Annotated in this window: 15 protein-coding genes; 13 read left to right on the top strand and 2 right to left on the bottom strand. The window is 71.0% G+C overall.

Features of this window, described 5'->3' with window-relative positions; all coding sequences use genetic code 11:
- Positions 1–123: 123 nt before the first annotated feature.
- The 10 genes from Sco07f_RS32060 (at position 124) to Sco07f_RS32015 (ending at position 10,478) form a co-directional block, all read left to right on the top strand.
- Entirely contained in the window at positions 124–1,539 is a 1,416-nt protein-coding gene (locus tag Sco07f_RS32060) for a family 2B encapsulin nanocompartment shell protein (protein WP_108989870.1), read from the top strand.
- A 35-nt stretch (positions 1,540–1,574) separates the two neighbouring features.
- The gene (tcp, locus tag Sco07f_RS32055) at positions 1,575–2,837 is read left to right on the top strand and encodes a 2-methylisoborneol synthase (protein WP_108989869.1); all 1,263 of its coding nucleotides are present in this window, start codon (positions 1,575–1,577) and stop codon (positions 2,835–2,837) included.
- A gap of 15 nt (positions 2,838–2,852) precedes the next feature.
- Positions 2,853–3,728, top strand: coding sequence for a geranyl diphosphate 2-C-methyltransferase (locus Sco07f_RS32050; protein ID WP_007446259.1), 876 nt, complete (start codon positions 2,853–2,855; stop codon positions 3,726–3,728).
- Positions 3,729–3,929: 201 nt separating this feature from the next.
- Positions 3,930–5,666 (top strand): aa3-type cytochrome oxidase subunit I, encoded by a 1,737-nt coding sequence (gene ctaD / locus Sco07f_RS32045; protein ID WP_244942174.1) that lies wholly within the window; start codon positions 3,930–3,932, stop codon positions 5,664–5,666.
- On the top strand, positions 5,663–6,031 hold the full coding sequence (locus tag Sco07f_RS32040) for a hypothetical protein (protein WP_087792561.1): 369 nt from the start codon (positions 5,663–5,665) through the stop codon (positions 6,029–6,031). Before ctaD ends, Sco07f_RS32040 begins: the two co-directional genes overlap by 4 nt.
- Positions 6,032–6,219: 188 nt before the next feature.
- Positions 6,220–6,603 (top strand): ATP-binding protein, encoded by a 384-nt coding sequence (locus tag Sco07f_RS32035; protein WP_007446262.1) that lies wholly within the window; start codon positions 6,220–6,222, stop codon positions 6,601–6,603.
- Positions 6,604–6,774: 171 nt separating this feature from the next.
- Positions 6,775–7,494 carry a VOC family protein gene (locus Sco07f_RS32030; protein ID WP_108989867.1) on the top strand — a complete coding sequence of 240 codons (720 nt, stop codon included), beginning with the start codon at positions 6,775–6,777 and terminating at the stop codon, positions 7,492–7,494.
- Between the two features lie 83 nt (positions 7,495–7,577).
- Complete coding sequence (locus Sco07f_RS32025) at positions 7,578–8,006, top strand: VOC family protein (RefSeq protein WP_108989866.1); 429 nt, start codon at positions 7,578–7,580, stop codon at positions 8,004–8,006.
- Between the two features lie 289 nt (positions 8,007–8,295).
- Complete coding sequence (gene uppS / locus Sco07f_RS32020) at positions 8,296–9,006, top strand: polyprenyl diphosphate synthase (RefSeq protein WP_256975290.1); 711 nt, start codon at positions 8,296–8,298, stop codon at positions 9,004–9,006.
- On the top strand, positions 9,003–10,478 hold the full coding sequence (locus Sco07f_RS32015) for an oxygenase MpaB family protein (RefSeq protein WP_108989864.1): 1,476 nt from the start codon (positions 9,003–9,005) through the stop codon (positions 10,476–10,478). Before uppS ends, Sco07f_RS32015 begins: the two co-directional genes overlap by 4 nt.
- A 25-nt stretch (positions 10,479–10,503) precedes the next feature.
- On the opposite strand, the gene Sco07f_RS32010 is transcribed toward Sco07f_RS32015, so the two are convergent.
- Positions 10,504–11,973, bottom strand: a complete 1,470-nt coding sequence (locus Sco07f_RS32010) for an alpha/beta hydrolase (protein WP_108989863.1) — start codon at positions 11,971–11,973, stop codon at positions 10,504–10,506.
- 186 nt (positions 11,974–12,159) lie between these two features.
- On the opposite strand from Sco07f_RS32010, the gene Sco07f_RS32005 reads away from it, so the two are divergent.
- Together Sco07f_RS32005 and Sco07f_RS32000 are read left to right on the top strand one after the other, a co-directional pair.
- Positions 12,160–13,353 carry a sensor histidine kinase gene (locus Sco07f_RS32005; protein ID WP_108989862.1) on the top strand — a complete coding sequence of 398 codons (1,194 nt, stop codon included), beginning with the start codon at positions 12,160–12,162 and terminating at the stop codon, positions 13,351–13,353.
- Positions 13,354–14,073, top strand: a complete 720-nt coding sequence (locus Sco07f_RS32000; protein ID WP_087792555.1) for a response regulator — start codon at positions 13,354–13,356, stop codon at positions 14,071–14,073. It begins immediately after the preceding gene.
- A gap of 27 nt (positions 14,074–14,100) precedes the next feature.
- On the opposite strand, the gene Sco07f_RS31995 is transcribed toward Sco07f_RS32000, so the two are convergent.
- Positions 14,101–15,849 (bottom strand): TlrC/CarA/OleB/SrmB family ABC-F type ribosomal protection protein, encoded by a 1,749-nt coding sequence (locus tag Sco07f_RS31995; RefSeq protein WP_108989861.1) that lies wholly within the window; start codon positions 15,847–15,849, stop codon positions 14,101–14,103.
- A 529-nt stretch (positions 15,850–16,378) separates the two neighbouring features.
- Here Sco07f_RS31995 and Sco07f_RS31985 point away from each other — a divergent pair.
- Positions 16,379–19,660: a LamG-like jellyroll fold domain-containing protein gene (locus tag Sco07f_RS31985; protein WP_108989860.1), complete on the top strand. Its 3,282-nt coding sequence runs from the start codon at positions 16,379–16,381 to the stop codon at positions 19,658–19,660.
- Positions 19,661–19,898 lie beyond the last annotated feature (238 nt).

Genomic DNA, 19,898 nt, shown 5'->3' with positions numbered 1-19,898 from the left:
ACTAGCTTCTGCGAGTGGACGGATTGCCGTGATCCGTCCCCTTCGTTGCCCACTCCTCCCCTTCTCCCGGTCGGCGCGGCCGTGTGCGCCGGACGACTCGTCGTGCAAGGAGAACGCCACTCAATGTCCGTCGACAGCATCCCGGAAACCCAGCCCACGCCCGTGGCGCCTCAGCAGTCGCTGAGCACCGCCGCGGCCCGCAACCTCGCCACCACCACCAAGTCCGCCCCGCAGATGCAGGAGATCACCTCCCGCTGGCTGCTGCGCATGCTGCCCTGGGTCGAGGCGGAGGGGGGTTCCTACCGGGTCAACCGGCGGCTGCGCCACACCCTCGGCGACGGGCGCGTCGAGTTCGTCCAGGAGGGCGCCGCGGTCCGGGTGATCCCGAGCGAGCTCGCCGAACTCTCTGTCCTGCGCGGATTCGACGACACGGAGGTCCTGACCGCGCTCGCCGGCCGCTGCGCGCAACGCGACTTCGCGGCGGGCGAGGTCGTGGCCGAACGCGGAGCGCCTTCCGACGCGGTTCACCTGATCGCCCACGGCCGGGTGAGCAAGACGTCCGAGGGCAAGTACGGCGGCCGGATCACCGTCGCGGTACTGGCGGACGGCGACCACTTCGGTGCGGACGCGCTGGTGGACTCCGGGGCCCGGCACGACTGCACGGTCACCGCCGAGACCGCCGGCACCCTCCTCACCCTCTCCCGCGCCGACTTCGCGGCGGTGCTCGCCTCCGCCCCGCGTCTCCAGGACCACCTCGACGCGTTCCGCTCCCGCGCACGGCTGGGGCAGAACAAGCATGGTGAGGCGGAGATCGCCATGTCGGCCGGCCATGTCGGCGAGGCCGGGCTGCCCAGTACCTTCGTCGACTACGAACTGGCGCCGCGCGAGTACGAACTCTCCGTGGCACAGACCGTTCTGCGGATCCACACCCGGGTCGCCGACCTCTACAACGGCCCGATGGACCAGAGCGAGGAGCAACTCAGGCTCACCGTCGAAGCCCTGCGCGAGCGCCAGGAACACGAGCTGATCAACAACCGCGCGTTCGGGCTGCTGCCCAATGCCGACTTCAAGCAGCGCATCCAGCCCAGGTCGGGTCTCCCGACCCCGGACGACATGGACGATCTGCTCTGTCGTCGCCGCGGCACCAAACTCTTCCTCGCGCACCCCCGTACCATCGCCGCCGTCGGGCGCGGCTTCAGCGCCGACGGGCTCTACCCGGAACACGTCGACCTCGGTGGGCAGTCGGTTCCCGCCTGGCGCGGGGTCCCCATCCTGCCCTGCAACAAGATCCCGATCAGCAGGGAACAGACCAGTTCCATCATCGCGATGCGTACCGGCGAGAAGAACCAGGGCGTCATCGGCCTGCGGCAGACGGGTCTGGTGGACGAGTACGAGCCGGGGCTCTCCGTGCGGTTCATGGGTGTCAACGAACAGGCGGTCATTTCCTACCTCGTCAGCGCCTACTACTCCGCCGCGGTGCTCCTGCCGGACGCTCTCGGCGTGATGGAGAACGTGCAGGTCGCTCCCCACCCGAGCTGAACGCCGCGCACCGCCGGTCCCTGCGACGGCACGTCATGCACTCAACGGTGCCACCACCCCACCGCGACAAGGAGCCGCCCATGCCCGACTCGGGCTTCCTGGCAGCGCTGCACCCGCCGGTCACGACCCCCGGCCCGGCGCCGAGCGCCGCACCCGTCTCCCCCGACGGGAAGCCGGACCACACGCCCGCGGACGGCTCCGCGCTCCAGCGGATCCTGCGCGGCCCGACCGGGCCGGGCACGGCCTCGGTCGCCCTGCCCGGCGGACTCAGACCCGCACCTCCGGACACCGGCGCGCCGGCCTCCGCCGCGCCCGCCGAGGGCCGTGCGGTGCCCGGTCTGTACTACCACCCGGTCCCGGAACCCGACCCCGTGCGCGTCGAGGAGGTGAGCCGCCGGATCAAGCTCTGGGCCGAGGAAGAGGTCCAGCTCTACCCCGAGGAATGGGAGGGTCAGTTCGACGGCTTCTCCGTCGGCCGCTACATGGTGGGCTGCCACCCCGACGCCCCCACCGTCGACCACCTGATGCTCGCGACGCGGCTGATGGTCGCCGAGAACGCGGTGGACGACTGCTACTGCGAGGACCACGGCGGGTCACCCGTCGGCCTCGGCGGTCGTCTCCTGCTCGCACACACCGCGATCGACCCCTTCCACACCACCGCGGAGTACGCGCCACCGTGGCGGGAATCGCTGGCTTCGGACGCCCCGCGACGGGCGTACCGCAGCGCGATGGACTACTTCGTCCGCGCGGCCGGCCCCTCCCAGACCGACCGCTACCGGCACGACATGGCACGGCTGCACATGGGCTACCTGGCCGAGGCCGCCTGGGCGCAGACCGGTCACGTCCCGGAGGTGTGGGAGTACCTGGCGATGCGGCAGTTCAACAACTTCCGCCCCTGCCCCACGATCACGGACACCGTCGGCGGCTACGAACTGCCCGCGGACCTGCACGCCCGGCCGGACATGCAACGGGTCATCGCACTGGCCGGCAACGCGACCACCATCGTCAACGACCTGTACTCGTACACCAAGGAGCTCAAGAGCCCGGGCCGGCATCTCAACCTGCCCGTGGTGATCGCGGAACGCGAGCAGCTCTCCGATCGCGACGCGTACCTCAAGGCCATCGAGATCCACAACGAACTCCAGCACGCGTTCGAGGCCGCCGCGGCAGAACTCGCGGAGGCCTGCCCCCTGCCCCCGGTACTGCGCTTCCTCAAGGGCGTGGCCACGTGGGTCGACGGCAACCACGACTGGCACCGCACCAACACCTACCGATACGGCCTGCCCGACTTCTGGTAAGGAACGGACATCTCTGTGACGACTGAAACGACGCCCATCGCCACCGCGAAGATCCCGGCCCCGGCGACGCCGTACCAGGAGGACATCGCCCGGTACTGGAACAGCGAGGCCCGGCCGGTGAACCTGCGCCTCGGCGACGTCGACGGGCTGTACCACCACCACTACGGCATCGGCGCCGTGGACCGCGCCGCGCTCGGCGACCCGGCACACGGCGAGTACGAGACGAGGCTCGTCGCGGAGTTGCACCGGCTGGAGTCGGCGCAGGCGGAATTCCTCCTGGACCACCTCGGTCCCATCCGTCCCGACGACACCCTCGTCGACGCGGGCTGCGGGCGCGGCGGTTCCATGGTCATGGCCCACCGCCGGTTCGGCTGCCGGGTGGAGGGCATCACCCTGTCCTCCACCCAGGCCGACTTCGGCAACACGCGTGCGCGGGAGCTGCGCATCGAGGACCGCGTGCGCTCCCGAGTGTGCAACATGCTCGACACGCCCTTCGACAAGGGCAGTGTCGCGGCCTCCTGGAACAACGAGTCGACCATGTACGTCGACCTGCACGACCTGTTCGCCGAGCACTCCCGCTTCCTGAGGGTGGGTGGCAGGTATGTGACGATCACCGGTTGCTGGAACCCCCGTTACGGCCAGCCGTCGAAGTGGGTCTCCCAGATCAACGCCCACTTCGAGTGCAACATCCACAGCCGGCGCGAGTACCTGCGGGCCATGGCCGACAACCGGCTGGTGCCGCACACCATCGTCGACCTCACCCCCGAGACACTGCCCTACTGGGAGCTGCGGGCCGAGTCCTCGCTGGTCACCGGCATCGAGGACGCGTTCATCGAGTCCTATCGTGACGGCTCCTTCCAGTACATCCTGATCGCGGCGGACCGGGTGTAGAACGCGTCGTGCGGGACCGGGCCGCTCAGCGACGGTCCCGCACCTGCCCGCCGACCGCCCCGGCTCCTCGGGGCGCTGGCCCGTTCGAGTGCAAGGAGTACGGATCGGCCCGCGTGTCATTTGCCTTCGGCGTCGCGACGCGCTTCGCGAGACGAGAATGCCCCCCGTAATCACCGCAGAGTATCGGGAGGAATGCGCGCTGTGACGACCGTCGAGGGGCCTCACAGGCCGGCAGCCGGCGACCATTACGCGGACGAACTGCCTCTTCTGCGCCAGACGCCCGGCAACGCAGTGATCAAGTGGCTCACGACCACGGACCACAAGACGATCGGCACGCTGTATCTGGTGACGTCGTTCGCGTTCTTCCTCGTCGGCGGCGTGATGGCACTGGTCATGCGCGCCGAACTGGCCCGGCCCGGCCTGCAGATCGTGTCGAACGAGCAGTTCAACCAGGCGTTCACGATGCACGGCACGATCATGCTGCTGATGTTCGCGACGCCGCTGTTCGCGGGTTTCACGAACTGGATCATGCCGCTGCAGATCGGCGCGCCGGACGTCGCCTTCCCGCGCCTCAACATGTTCGCCTACTGGCTGTACCTGTTCGGCTCGATCATCGCGGTGGGCGGGTTCCTGACGCCGCAGGGCGCGGCCGACTTCGGCTGGTTCGCCTACTCGCCGCTGTCCAACGCGGAGCACTCGCCGGGTATCGGCGGCGACCTGTGGATCATGGGGCTGGCCTTCTCCGGCTTCGGCACCATCCTCGGATCGGTCAACTTCATCACCACGATCGTCTGCATGCGCGCGCCCGGCATGACCATGTTCCGCATGCCGATCTTCACCTGGAACGTGCTGCTGACCGCCGTACTGGTCCTGTTCGCGTTCCCGGTGCTGGCCGCGGCCCTGTTCGCGCTGGAGGCCGACCGCAAGTTCGGGGCCCACATCTTCGACTCGTCCAACGGCGGGGCGTTGCTGTGGCAGCACCTGTTCTGGTTCTTCGGGCATCCGGAGGTGTACATCATCGCGCTGCCGTTCTTCGGCATCGTCACAGAGATCATCCCGGTCTTCTCCCGCAAGCCGATCTTCGGCTACATGGGCCTGGTGGGCGCGACGATCGCGATCGCGGGTCTGTCGGTGACGGTGTGGGCCCACCACATGTTCGTGACCGGGGGCGTGCTGCTCCCGTTCTTCTCGTTCATGTCGTTCCTGATCGCGGTCCCGACCGGTGTGAAGTTCTTCAACTGGGCCGGGACGATGCTGAAGGGGTCGCTCAGCTTCGAGACACCGATGCTGTGGGCCACCGGCTTCCTCGTCACCTTCCTCTTCGGTGGCCTGACCGGGGTGCTGCTGGCTTCACCGCCGCTGGACTTCCACGTCTCGGACTCGTACTTCGTGGTGGCGCACTTCCACTACGTGGTGTTCGGCACCGTGGTGTTCGCGATGTTCGCCGGCTTCCACTTCTGGTGGCCGAAGTTCACCGGCAAGATGCTGGACGAGCGTCTGGGCAAGATGACGTTCTGGACGCTGTTCGTGGGCTTCCACGGCACCTTCCTCGTCCAGCACTGGCTGGGCGCCGAGGGCATGCCGCGCCGCTACGCCGACTACCTCGCGTCGGACGGCTTCACCGCCCTGAACACGATCTCGTCGATCAGCTCGTTCCTGCTCGGCATGTCCATGCTGCCGTTCCTCTACAACGTGTGGAGGACGGCCAAGTACGGCAAAACCGTCGACGTGGACGACCCGTGGGGCTACGGCCGTTCGCTGGAGTGGGCGACCTCCTGCCCGCCGCCGCGGCACAACTTCTGCACCCTGCCCCGTATCCGCTCGGAGTCGCCCGCCTTCGACCTGCACCACTTCGACCTCACCTCCTTGGACCAGAAGCAGAACACCGGCCGGCGCGACGCCATCGACGCGGCGGGCCACGAAGGCGAACGGTCATGACCGGCAGTCGGCGCCCGCCCCTCGGCGACGCCTCGGCCGTCGCCACGCAGGCGGAGGGCTATCTGCGGGCTCGGGCCCACTACGACGAAGCCTGCGGCGAAGCGCGGGCCCTGTGCGACCGGATGCCCTGGATGACCACGGCCCAGGCCGAGGACTTCACGCGGCACTACGTCGACCATCGGCTGACCCTGACGCGCGCCATGCTCGGCGCGACCGTGGCACGCGCCGGAGAGCTGCGCCAGGAGTACGAAGGACGCTATCTCCAGCTGCGCCGCGTCCTGCTCAGACGGCACGCGAGTTGGCTGTCGGTCGTACTGGCGGCTGCTGCGGGCCTGCACGCGACAGTCTGGATCTGGCTGCGGTAGCCGCGCCGTGACCGGCCCGGGTGACGAACCGGCCCCGGTCCACGGGCGTGGCACCGACGCCGGTCCGCGAGTCGACACCGCCCCAGGGGGTACACGCGACTGCAGGGGACGGGAATCCGGATCACGGAAGGTGCGTGCAGGTGGACGAGTCGTCGGTCAGGGCTGTGGGTTGGGCGCGGTCCCTTCCGATGAGCGGGGACGTGAAGGCGGCGAGGGACTGGTCCCGCGAGCGGCTGAGGGCGCTCGGCTGGACGGACAGCGCCCCCGAGACGGTCGACGCGGTACTCCTGACGGTGTCGGAACTGGTCACCAACGCCCATGTCCACGCCCACAGCAACGCCCAGCTCGTGATGACCTGGGACACGCGCTGCCTGCACGTCGCGGTCCACGATGCCTCCACCGACCTCCCCACCACCCGCACGCCGAGCGCCGAACGCCTCGGCGGGCGGGGCATCCTCCTCGTCGATGCCCTGGCCGACAGCTGGGAAGCGCGTCCTTGCCCCTACGGCAAGACAGTCGTCGCCTGCTTCCATCCGCCTGCCGCCACCGCGCCGGACGACCCGCGCACATAGTCGGCCGCCGCGTCGGGCGGTGCCGTCTCCCGCGCGGGAATTCGGATGCGGCCTCGGCGGGGCCGCCCCTACGCTGCGTGCATGGGGCGCGCGCGTGTGCCGCCGCATGGGCCTTGCGTGGACCGGAGACGTTCCGGATCACGCACGTCATGGATCGAGGGTGCGCGGCCTATGAGCAGTCGACTCTCCGCAATCTGCTTCAACACCGCCATGCCGGCGGGAATGGCCCGCTTCTGGTCCGGGGTACTGGGCTGGGAGCCCGCCGCCGGTCCGGACGACGGCATCGCGGTTCTGCCCCCGGACGGCGCCGGGTACCGTATTCGCTTCCTGCCGGGCGCGGTACCGAAGACCGCCCAGAGCCGGGCTCACTTCGACCTCACGAGCGTGTCCCCGGAGGGTCAGCGGCGGACGGTGGCCAGGGCCCTGGAACTGGGCGCCAGCCACATCGACGTGGGCCAGCTTCCCGAGGAGGGACACGTGGTGCTCGCCGACCCGGACGGGAACGAGTTCTGCGTCATCCCGGCCGGCAACGCCTTCCTCGCCGGTACGGGAGCCGTCGGAGCACTGGCTTGCGACGGCACGCAGGAGGTCGGCTACTTCTGGAGTGAGGCGCTGCGGTGGCCGCTGGTCTGGGACCATGACCAGGAGACCGCGATCCAGTCCCCCGCCGGCGGCACGAAGATCACCTGGGGCGGCCCCCCGGTGGCACCGAAGTCCGGCACCAACCGGATCCATCTCGAGCTCGCGCTCGACGCCGGGGCCGACTTCGCCGCGGAGACCGACCGCCTGCTCGCCCTCGGCGCGTCCCACGCCGCCGGTGAGGAGACCCACGGCCGGGCGTTCATGTTCGACCCGGACGGCAACGAGTTCACGTTGAAACACCTCGGCTGAAGCGCCCGGGCCTCCCTCGCATCGCAGGAAGTCGCCGCGGAGCCCGGTGCGGCTTCCGGATGTCATGTCGGTAGGGTGCGTCGATGCCGACGATCAGGAAGTTCCAAATCACCTTCGACTGCGCGGAACCCGAGCGCCTGGCCCGCTTCTGGTGCGAGGTCCTGGGGTATGTCGTGCCACCGCCTCCGGAAGGATTCGGCACCTGGGACGACTACTGGAGTGCGCAGCCGCCCGAGCGGCGCGGTGCGTGGTTCGCGTGCGCCGACCCCACGGGCGTCGGCCCGCGACTGTTCTTCCAGCGGGTCCCCGAGGGAAAGGCCGCCAAGAACCGGGTGCATCTCGACGTGCGGGTGGGCACCGGCCTCGTGGGCGCCGAGCGCCTGGCCGCACTCGACGCCGAACGGGCCCGGCTGGTTCCGCTCGGCGCGGTACACGTGCGAACCCTGTACGACGGCAACGACGCGTGCATTCCGATGCTGGACATCGAGGGCAACGAGTTCTGCATCGACTGAGCGAGCGCCCCCGCCTCCGCTGTGGGCGGGGGGGATACGGCGGTGACGTCGACTCGGACGCATGAACCAAGGGTGACGACTTCCCAGATCCGCCTGCCGGGGCACGTGCCGCTGCCAAGATCCCGGTAGGGAACGCGCCGGTGGGGGCGTGGGCGAGGCGGGGTGGGGCGTGAACGAGTACGGCGCTACCGGACGTACGGCTCCGGGTGGGGTGGCACCGGACACGGTGGACCGCGACGGGCGGAGCGACGGGCCGGCCGGTCGAGGCACCGGGGCCGGCACGCGCGCGGTGCCCAGGCACGTGGCCTGCGTGATGGACGGGAACGGCCGCTGGGCGCAGCGGCGTTCTCTGCCGCGCACGGCGGGTCACCGCGCCGCCGAGGCCACCGTCATCGAGATCATCGAGACGGCCCGGTCCGCGGGTGTCGAGTGGCTCACCCTGTACGCCTTCTCCACCGAGAACTGGAACCGGCCCGGCGCGGAAGTCGACTACCTCATGCGCCTCGTCCGACGGGTGGTGCGCAAGCACGCGCCGCTCCTGCTGGCACGCGGCATCCGCTGCCGATTCCTCGGGGCGACCGATCCGCGCATCCCCCGCGAACTGGCCCGCGACTTCGACGACCTGACGACGTTGACCGACGGCAATCGGGGCATGACGCTGACCGTGGCCTTCGACCACGGCGGGCGCAGGGACATCGTCGAGGCCGCCCGGTCACTCATCCGGAACGGAACGCCCGCGGGCGAGGTGACCGAGCACCTCTTCGCCCAGCACCTGCCCTTTCCCGACACCCCGGACGTGGACCTGGCCATCCGCACTTCGGGCGAGCAGCGCATCTCCAACTTCATGCTCTGGAAGGTCGCTTACGCCGAGTGGACGTTCCCCGAAGTGCTCTGGCCGGACTTCCGAGCCCCCGACTTCCTGGCCTGCCTGCGCACCTACCGGTGCCGCGACCGCCGCTTCGGCAGCCTGCCGACCCGGACCAACGGAGACCCACGATGACGACCGACACGAGCCGTACGGACACCGAGCGTCCCGACGACGAACCGCCCCTGTTCGGGCCGGGTTCACAGTTCCACGCCTTCTTCGACGACCCGCGCTGGGCCCTCGCCATCATCCGCGCGACCGTGCTGGAGGCCGCCCACCCGCAGATCGGTGCGGCCCTCGCCGACAACTCCACCTTCGTCGCCCACCCCTGGCGCCGGCTGCGCAACACCCTCCTCAGCATGCGGCGCATGTACAGCGGAGACCCCGCGGTACGCGAGCGTGAGGCCGCCCGGCTCAATCGGCTGCACGCGCGCATGAGCGGCACGGACTCCCGCGGCCGGCCCTACGACGCGATGGACCGCGCCACTCGCGCCTGGGTGGTCGCCACCCTGTTCGAGAGCGCCGTCACGATGTGCCGGCTCAGCGGGCAGCCTCTCGAGCAGGACACGATGGAACGGATGTACGCCGAGTACCGCGCGTACCTCGCCGCCCTCGACGGTGACGCCGGGGAACTCCCCCGGCGCCTCCAGGACTTCTGGGGCTACTTCGACCGAGTCGTCGAGGACGAGCTGGAGAACACCGAGGCGGCCCGCATCATCCTGTACCGGCTCTTCGACCACTTGCCGGCCCCGGCACTGCTCGACGGTGCGCCGACCGTGTGGGCGGCGGGCCGGGCCGTCGCCGGACCTCTCTTCGGCGCGATCACCGTCGCCTCCCTCCCGGAGGCGTATCGACGCCGGGCCGGCCTGCCGGAGATGCCCGGTGCCCAGACCGTCATGCGGGGCGCCTACCTTGCCGCCGGGCTGGCTCGCTTCCTGCCCGAGGGCTGGCTCGACGCGGAGAACCTCATCGAACTGCTGACGCGCTCTCCCGCGGCCGACGACCCCGCCGCCGGGACCATGACCGCCCTGCGCGGCCGCATGAAACGGGCCTCGGCCCTGCTGCGCCTGATCACCCCGCCGGGCGGCACCCCCGGTCCGGACCCGGAGCCCGGAAGCGATCACGAGGGGCGGCGCCCGGCGCGGGAGTTCTTCCGCCAGGTTCTCGACCAGACCGGCGACGGCCACCTCGACTGGCCGGACCTCGCGGCCATGGCCCGGGAGCTGTCCACGCGCCTGGATCTGGAAGAGCCCGAGGAGACCCGGCTCTACGACGCCTTCGCCGCCTGGTGGCGCGAACTCCAGGAGGCCCTCGACACAGACGGCGACGGCCGCGTCAGCGCCGACGAGTACGCCGCCGCCGTGCCCTCCCTCGCCGGGCCCGCGCTGATCCGCGTCGCCGAGGTCCTGTTCGACGCGGCCGACGCGGACGGCAACGGCACCATCGACGCGGACGAGTACCGGGCCCTCTTCCGCACCGCCTTCCACCGCGACCTCGACACCGGCGACGGGACCTACGGCAGGAGCGCCTTCGTGGGCGACTTCGTCTCCTTCATGTCGGCCCGCCGTACGAGCACTCCTTACGACCCGCTGTTCACAGACGCCTGAGTGGCGTGGTGGTGCCGGGTTCCGTTCACTCGCCCGGTTGCGCCGCGCAGGCGAGGTCCCGCGCGGGTCGTTCCCCGGTGGTGAGGAACCCGGTCGCCGCATCGTTGGCGCACGTGTTGCGGCCGTACGGATAGACGCCGTGGCCGCCCTGGTCGGCCGTCACCATCGTGGCCCTCCCGCCGAAGGCCCGGCGCAGCTCCCGTGCGCCGGCCAGCGGCGTGCCCGGGTCGCGCTCGTTCTGAAGCATCAGCACGTTCGACGGGCCCCGGCCGGTGATGCGCACCGGTGGCTCGGTCCGCTCCCGGGGCCAGAACGCGCAGGGGTTGATGCTCGCCGTGGAGCCGCCGAGCATCGGGTATGCGCGCCGGTCCACGGCGACGTTGCGCTGGTACTCACGGACCGTCCCCGGCCAGCGCGAGTCACCGCAGACCACGGCGAAACGCGCGGCCAGGAGGTTCTCCAGGTTCGCGGGCAGCTCCGGCAGCGGCAGCGCACCGCCCGTGTCGACCGCCTGCCAGAACTCGGCGAGCTCGGGCATCAGGGCGTCGGCGTAGAGACGTTCGAAGGTATAGCCGCGGAACGCGGCCCCGTCGACGTTCTGGACCGGATGCGCGTCCAGCCGCTCGGCGAGCTCGAAGAACTTGGCGGTGACCTGCTTCGGCGTGCGGCCCAGACCGTATTCGGGATGCGCCGCGGCGAAGGCGGCGAAGTCCGGGAAGCGGTCTTCCATCCCTCGGGCGAACAGCCGCATGGCCGTGATGTCGTAGCCGCCGGGCCCCATGTTGCTGTCGAGCACGATCCGGTCACCGCGCCGCGGGAAGAGTGTCGCGTAGACCGCGCCCAGGTAACTGCCGTAGGAGGCTCCGAGATACGACACCTTCGGCTCGCCCAGCGCCGTCCGGATGCGGTCCATGTCGCGTGCCGTGTTGGCGGTGGTCGTGTGCGGCAGCATCCACGCGGTCCGCGAACTGGCGCACTGCTCGGCGATCTTCCGCGCGGGCCGGGCCTCCCGGGCGACGTCGGCCGCGGTGTGCGCGTACGGCGGGAAGTTGCCGCGCCACTGCTGCTCCCGCGTCAGGTCGCAGGTCACCGGCGTGCTGCGGCCGACACCGCGCGGGTCGAAGCCGATGATGTCGTAGGAGTCCAGCACCTTCCGCGGCAGCCCCGAAGCGGCGAGGACGGCCGGATAGGCAAGGCCCGGGCCGCCGGGGCCGCCCGGGTTGGTCAGCAGGACGCCGCGCCGCTGCGACGGCTTCTCACTCGCCAGCCGGGAGACGGCGATCTCTATCTTGCGGCCGTCCGGATCGCGGTAGTCCAGCGGGACTTCGAGGGTCGAGCACCGCAGGCGCGGCGCCGAGGCACCTTCGGGGCACGGCCCCCACTGGAGGGTGCCCCCCGGCGGCTGCGTCGTGGCCGCCGACGGCGCCGCCGAGGCCGGCAGTGCGGTCACCGTCAACGCGACGGCGGTGAGGGCGAGGGACAGGCTTCTGCGCATGGGGGTCCTCCAGTGGGGGCTTGCTCTGGCACGTGACCAAGTCTGTTCACCAGGGGCGGCCGCCACATCCGACCGGCGGACCGGCTCCGCCTACGACCCGGGGAGAGGCACCGGTTGGACCTGGGTCCAAGGCGTATCCGTCCTCGGTCTGATCCGCCGGTCGCACGGGGTGGCGACAATGGCCCGGTGAACACGGACGTTGTGCCGCGGCTCGGAGCGCGGCAGCACGCATGGCGGCTGGTGGTGGCCGCGGTGGTGAGCCTGCCTGTCTGGCTCTCGACCCTCGCGCTGCTGCGGAGCCGGTCCGGCGACCCGGGCCCCTGGGTCCTCGTCGGCGATCCCCTGGTGGCTGTGGGCTGCCTGACGGTGCTCCGGTGGCGACGGCGGTGGCCCCTCGCGGTCGCCCTGACGGTCACCGTCGCCTCGACCGTGTCGGCGCTCGCCACGGGCGCCGCGCTGCTGGCGCTGTGCTCGGTCGCCACCCGCCGCCGTCCGGCGGAGCTCGGGGCCGTCGTCCTGGCCTACGTGACGGCGTCGCAGCTCGCCGTCTGGATCTACCCGGTGCCGAGTTCGCCCGACGCGTTGTGGTGGGTCCAGATCGCGGTGCCGGCGCTGACCGCGGGGATCGCGGTGGCCGCCGGCATGGCGGTCGGGGCACGGCGGGCCGAGGTACGGTCCCTGCGCGAACGGGCGGAGAGCGCGGAACGGGAGCAGAGCGCGCGGGCTGCGCAGGCCCGGGCCCTGGAACGCAACCGTATCGCCCGCGAGATGCACGACGTGCTCGCGCACCGCATCTCCCTGGTCGCCATGCAGGCCGGGGTCCTCGACCACCGCGGCGACCTGGCGGCCGAGGAGAACCGCGTCCTGGTCCGCGGCATCGCCGAGGGGGCCCACCAGGCACTGGAGGAGCTGCGGGAGGTCCTCGGCGTGCTCCGCGCCGATCCCGGCCGGCCGGAACCTCCGCAGCCCTCCCTGGACCGTGTTCCCGACCTGGTGGCCGACGCCCGCGCCTCGGGTCTCGACGTCAGCCTCACCAGCACCGTGACCGCGGCCCCGCCCGACGGCGTCGGACGGACCTGCTACCGGATCGTCCAGGAGGCCCTGACGAACGCCGCCAAGCACGCCCCCGGCGCTGCCGTGCGGGTCACCCTCGGGGGTGCCGCGGGCGGGAACCTCGACATCGGCGTCCACAACGGGCCGGCGCCCGTACGTACCGCTCGGCCCCCGGCCTCCGGCTTCGGGCTGCTGGGCCTCGGCGAACGGGTCACCGTCGCCGGCGGTGAGCTCGGCCACCGCCCCACCCCCGACGGCGGGTACCTGCTCACCGCGCGACTGCCCTGGCGGGACGGTCCCGCCCACCGCCACGAAAGGGGCGCATGAATGGAAGGCCGACGGGATCCCGTACGGATCGTCATCGTCGACGACGAGCAACTGGTGCGCATGGCGCTGCGGCTGGTCATCGACGGTGAACCGGACCTGACCGTCGTGGCGGAGGCGGCCGACGGGAACGCCGCCGTCGGGGTGGTGGAGGAGCAGCGGCCCGACGTGGTGCTGATGGACGTACGGATGCCGGGCCGGGACGGTCTGGACACGACCCGGGAACTGCTCACCCGTCCGGCACCGCCACGGGTGCTGATGCTGACCACCTTCGACTCCGACGACCTGGTGCTCGGGGCGCTGCGCGCAGGGGCGCTCGGTTTCGTCCTCAAGGACACCCCGCCCTCACGCATCCTCGACGCGGTGCGGACCGTCGCGGACGGAAACCCGGTGCTGTCGCCGACGGCCACGGCACGAGTGATCGCCGCCGCCACGGGACCGGAATCCGCGCACCTGCGCGACCGGTCCCGCGAGGCCGCGCGCGAGCGGCTGTCCCGGCTGACCGAGCGGGAGCGGGAGACCGCCCGGGCCGTCGCGGACGGACTCAACAACCAGCAGATCGCCGAGCGGCTGCGCATCACCGTCGCGACGGTCAAGGCACACACGGGCAGCCTGTTCGCCAAGCTGGCCCTCGAGAACCGGGTCCAGATCGCTCTCCTGGTCCGCGACGCGGGGGATCACGATGCCGGCCACGCCCGGGCCGAGTGCCCCGGAACCCTGTGAAGCGGTGGGGCTTCCGCCACCTCCTGTTCAGTGGGTGCAGCAACCGACTCGGCGAAGAGCACGCCCCGGGCCGGCGGCAGGCGACCCGAGCCGGGCACCTGTCGGTGCCCCCGTTCCCGAAGGGGCGGTCTCCGGCAGTTCCAGACGCCGTCCCTGGAACCGCTTCCGCAGTGCGCGATCGTGTGTGACCAGAACGATCGCTCCCGCGTATCCGGTCAGCGCCTCCTCCAACTCCTCGACCAACGCGGGAGACAGATGGTTCGTCGGCTCGTCCAGCAGCAGAAGGTCGGCGGGCTCCGAGACCAGTCGAGCCAGGTCCAACCGGCGGCGCTGGCCGTACGACAGCTCGCCCATACGCCGGCGCAGCTCCGCCGGACGGAAGAGGCCGAGGGCGAGCAGGGCATCGGCGTGTTCGTCGGCCGAGCCCACGCGGCCGAGCCCGAAGGCCTCGGTCACCGTCAGGTCCGGTGGCCACTGCGTCTCGTCCTGGCGCAGATGCCCCACCCGGCCCGGTACCCGCACCGAGCCCTCGTCCGGCCGCAGTTCACCGGCGAGCAGCTTGAGCAGCGTCGTCTTGCCGGCGCCGTTGGGGCCTGTGACGAGCAGCCGGCCGCGGCGGGCGAGGGCGAGGGAGCCCAGGCGGAGGCGGTCGTCCACCCGCACGTCCGACAGCTGCACGGCGGGCAGCTCCTCCGAAACGGCCGGCAGCGCATCGGAAGCGCTCCCGGTGCCCGTCGCGTCGTCCCCCGAAGTTTCCGTGCGCGCCGTGAAGACGAGCGGGTCCGGGGGCGGTGCCACCGGGTTCCCGGTGAGCCGGTCGACCCGCTCGCGGGCGTTGCGGATGCGGGCCATCGCGCCGTGCGCCCGGCCCCGGGCCCGGAAGCCGCCGTGTCCGAAGTTGGCCAGCGACGCCTTGCGCGGGATGGCGCCGAGGCGGGCCGCGTGCCCGGTGGCCAGCCGCTCGTTGCGAGCGAGCTCGCAGCGCCACTCCTCGTACTCCCGCAGCCTGCGGCTGCGCTCCGCCGCCTTCGCCGTGCGGTAGCCGGTGTATCCGTCGCCGTAGCGGGTGACCCGTCCCGCCTCGACCTCGAGGACCGTGCTGGTCAGGCGCTCCAGGAAAACGCGGTCGTGGGTGACCGCGAGCACCGTGCCGCGGTGCGCCCGCAGTTGTGCCTCCAGCCATTCCACGGCCTGGTCGTCCAGGTCGTTCGTCGGCTCGTCGAGCAGCAGGACCTCCGGGCGGCCGGCGAGGACGCCGGCCAGGGCGAGACGGGAGCGTTCGCCTCCGGAGAGGGTGCCGAGTGGGCGTTCACGGCCGAGCCCGGGCAGGCCGAGGTGGTACAGCGCGATGTCCACCCGGTGGTCGGCGTCGTAGCCGCCCCGGGCCTCGTAGCGAGCGAGGAGGGCGGCGTACGCGGCGAGCACCGCCGGGTCCTCTCCGTCACCGAGCGTCTGCTCGGCACGGCGCAGCTCCGCCTCCAGAGCACGCAGGTCCGCGAGGGCCAGGTCGACGGCGTCCTGGACGGTGGCGGTCGGGGGCAGGGGGATGGTCTGCGGCAGGCAGCCGATACCGCCGGCGGCGGTCACGGTCGCCTCACCGCTGTCGGGGCGCTCCTGACCGGCGACGATCCTGAGGAGCGTGGACTTGCCGGCGCCGTTGTCACCGATCAGCCCGGCCTTCTCGCCCGGCTTCAGCGTGAAGCAGACCTGGTCCAGGACGGTGCGGCCGGCGTAGTGCTTGGTGACGTGGTCGAGGGTGAGTTGTGAGGTGTGCAAGGTCGACTACCTCCTGGCCGGTGTGTTTCGTCCCGGCCGGATCAGGGGTGGATGGCTGCACGGCGAGGCGCGGCGACGGCGGAGCGGTGCTCTACGCCGTCGGCGCCGGTGATCTCACAGGGAACCCATGTGGAGGACGGTACGCCACGGCGACCGCGTTGGCAAGACGATACGTCTCGCCTTGCTGGGGCAGAGCAGACTCGAACGAAAACACTCTCGGACTCCCAATAATCAGCACCTCTTTGCGACTTGATCGCGCATGAACCATCACCTGTTCGCCGGCGGCACCGGCTCCCCTCACACCCGCACACGCCGGCGTCGGGTCGCGGCTCGCGCGGAGCGACGCGTGCGCGAGGTCTGGACAGTCGCCGGGGAGCGTGTTGTCATTCGCCTTGTCGCGGGATTTCCAACGTTGGAAGAGGTGCTTCTTTCGGAGTGTCGGGAGTTCTACTGCCCTTTGGGCGGCAGCAGTTCGCCCGACGTCCTCCTCCAGCGGTCCCGGTCCAGTCCCCCTGTGCGAGAAGGTTCGATGACAAGACAACGCACCCTCCCCCAGACCAGAGTGTGGGCACTGCTGACGGCGGCGGCCCTCGTTCTGCCCTCCAGTGCCCTGACATCCGTCGCGTCGGCCGCGGAACCGGCCGCGAGGACACCCTCCGCCTCGTCCAGCGACCGGGCCGCCGTCGAGGTGCACGGCCTGAAGGGCGAGTACTACAGCATGTCGGCCCCGGGCGCGCGGGACTTCGCCGAGCTCGGCGGCACCCTGCTCGACCCGCAGATCAACTTCTCCGGGCTGACCAGCACGTTCCAGGAGCTCACCGGGAGGACGGAGCACACCACCGCGCGCTGGACGGGCAGTATCGAGGCTCCCGCCACCGGCGACTACACGTTCTACGCCTCCGGCGACAACGGTTTCCGGCTCTTCATCGACGGCGAAGCGGTCATCGACCACTGGGAGGGGGACTGGGACAACGAGCAGACGAGCGCGCCGGTCCGTCTGACCGCGGGCGAGCAGCACGACTTCCGCCTGGAGATGTTCCAGGACACCGGCGGCGCCAACATGTTCCTGCGCTGGTCGACACCCACGCTGGCCAAGCAGGTCGTGCCCCAGTCGGCGTTCACCCCGCCGGACGGCTTCGAGGTCTACCCGGTGGAGCCCTCCGTCACCAAGGACGGGCGGCAGGTGCGGGCCCGCTTCGAGGGCAGGGTCGGCGGTGACCTGAAGGCACTGGCCAAGCACCTCGTCGTCGAGTCCGACACGACGCCGATGCCGGTCAAGTCGGTCTCCACCGCCCGCGGCGACCGCAACTCCCTGCTGATCACGCTGTCGGAGCCGATCCAGAAGAACCAGCAGGTCAAACTCACCTACGACGGGGCCGGCAACCTGACCTCCGGCGGCGAGACCGTCCCGAAGATCGTCCGCTGGGCACAGAACGACTCCCAGCACCGCCTCACCACCAAGTGGGGCGACAGACTGGACGAGAAGCACCCGCTGCCGGAGTACCCGCGCCCGCAGCAGGTCCGCTCCCGGTGGAAGAACCTCAACGGCCCCTGGCAGTTCAGCGGTGCCGACGCGGGCGAGCAGCCCGTCTTCGGCAAGAACCTCGACGAGAAGATCATCGTGCCGTTCCCGGTGGAGTCGCAGCTCTCCGGTCTGGAGCGCCACGAGGACCACATGTTCTACCGCAAACTCATCGACGTTCCCAAGAGCTGGAAGGTCGGCAAGAGTGGGCGCGACAACCGGCTGAAGCTCAACTTCGGCGCCGTCGACTACCAGGCCACGGTGTGGGTGAACGGCCAGAAGGTCGCCGAACACACCGGCGGCTACAACGCGTTCAGCGCCGACATCACGGACGCCCTGAAGAGCAAGGGCCGGCAGGAGGTCGTGGTCGCGGTCACCGACACCGGTGGCGCGAACCAGCCGATGGGCAAGCAGTCCACCAACCCGGGCGGCATCTTCTACACCCAGAGCTCGGGCATCTGGCAGACGGTGTGGATGGAGCCCGTCGCCGAGGCGGCCATCGACAACGTCGTCACCACGCCCGACATCGACTCCGGCACCCTCGCGGTGAACGTCCGGTCTGGCAAGGCGTCCGCGGGGGCACGCGTCGAGGCCGTCGCCCGCGACGAGCACGGCAGGGTCGTCGGCAGGGTCAGCGGGCCGGCCAACGAGGAGTTGCGTCTGCCGGTGGCGAAACAGCACCTGTGGAGCCCGGACGACCCCTACCTGTACGACCTGGACGTCAAGCTCACGGACGGGCGGTCCACGGACCGCATCGGCAGCTACTTCGGCATGCGCGAGATCGGCGTCGAGAACGTCGGGGGCTACCAGAAGCTCGTGCTCAACGGTGAGCCGATCTTCTCGCTGGCCACCCTCGACCAGGGCTTCTGGCCCGACGGTCTGTACACCGCGCCGAGCGACGAGGCCCTCGCCTTCGACCTGAAGGCACACAAGGAGCTGGGCTTCAACGCCGTGCGCAAGCACATCAAGGTGGAGTCCCCGCGCTGGTTCTACCACGCGGACCGGCTCGGCCTGCTGGTCTGGCAGGACTTCGTGTCCGGCAACATCACCAACACCTCCGGTCAGCGTGCCTTCGTCGACCAGGGCAGGGAGATGATGCGCCAGCACCACAACTCCCCCTCGGTGATCGGCTGGATCGTCTTCAACGAGGGCTGGGGCGAGTGGAACCGTGAGGAGACCGGCCGGATCGCCGAGTCGGTGAAGGCCGCCGACCCGTCCCGGATCGTCAACGCCCACAGCGGTGTGAACTGCTGCAACTCGAAGGGCGACTCCGGCAAGGGCGACATCGTCGACCACCACGACTACAACAACACCGACCCGGCCTGGCCGGACGAGCAGCGGGCCGCGATGGACGGTGAGCACGGCGGCTTCACGCTGCGCACCCCCGGGCACATGTGGCCGGGCGCGCCGACCGTGATCTACAGCGGTGTCGCCGACAAGGCGGCGCTGACCCGCAAGTACGTCGAGAACACCGAGAAGTACTACCTCGACCAGGCCGGCGCCGAACTGTCCGGATCGGTGTACACGCAGATCACCGACCTGGAGAACGAGCTCAACGGCCTCTACACGTACGACCGTCGGGAGATCAAGGTCGATCCGGCCCCCGTCCGTGAGATCAACCGCAAGGTCATCGCGGCCGGTGCCGCGGCCGGCCGGGAGGGCGACCTGAAGGGCGGCGGCTCCTGGTCCCTCGACGAGGGCGCCGGCACCACCGCGAAGGACTCGGGCCCGAACGCGAAGCCCCTGACGCTCACCGGCGGCACCACCTGGACCGGCGGCGTCAGCGGCAGCGCGCTGAAGTTCGACGGCCGGGACCAGGCCGCCGAGACCGACGGACCGGTGCTCGACACCACCGGCAGCTACTCGGTCTCCGCGTGGGTGACGCTCGACGCGCTGCCCGGCAACTACGCGACCGCGGTCAGTCAGGACACCCGGCGCCAGGCCAGCCCGTTCTACCTCCAGTACGGCCAGGGCGCCTTCGCCTTCAGCACCCCCGGTGAGCAGCGTGCCCGGCTGGAGACCACCCCCGAGACGGGCCGCTGGTACCACCTGGTCGGAGTGAAGGACGCCGCGAGCAACGAGATCCGCCTCTACGTCGACGGCGACCTGGCGGCGACCGCCACCGCCGGCCCGGCCTACCAGAGCACCGGGGGCCTGACCGTGGGCCGCGCCCAGTGGGGCGGCTCGGCCACCGACTTCTGGAACGGTTCCGTCGACGAGGTCCACGCCTACGACAAGGCCCTCACCGGCGAGGAGGTGAGCGCCCTGCACGAGGCCGAGAAGCCGTAACCGGCGACACGGCACCGAGGGCACCGGCAGCACCGGGCGGCCCCGGGCGGCCCCGGCGGGAGGCGAGGAGCCTTCCGCCGGGGCCGCTCCGCGTGCCCGCGGGCCGGGCCGGGTCGGCCCGGCGGGATGCCGAGGCTCGCGGCGCCGACGCCGTCCCGGTCGCCGTGCGGGCCGAAGAGGGGCACGGCACGAGAGGCGGTCCCGGTGACGCGGTGCAACGGCCCGGGGCCGAGGACGG

Source organism: Streptomyces coelicoflavus (assembly GCF_003112555.1).
In the GTDB taxonomy this organism is placed as follows: Bacteria; Actinomycetota; Actinomycetes; order Streptomycetales; family Streptomycetaceae; genus Streptomyces; species Streptomyces coelicoflavus.
This window is presented reverse-complemented; position numbering and strand designations above follow the sequence as displayed.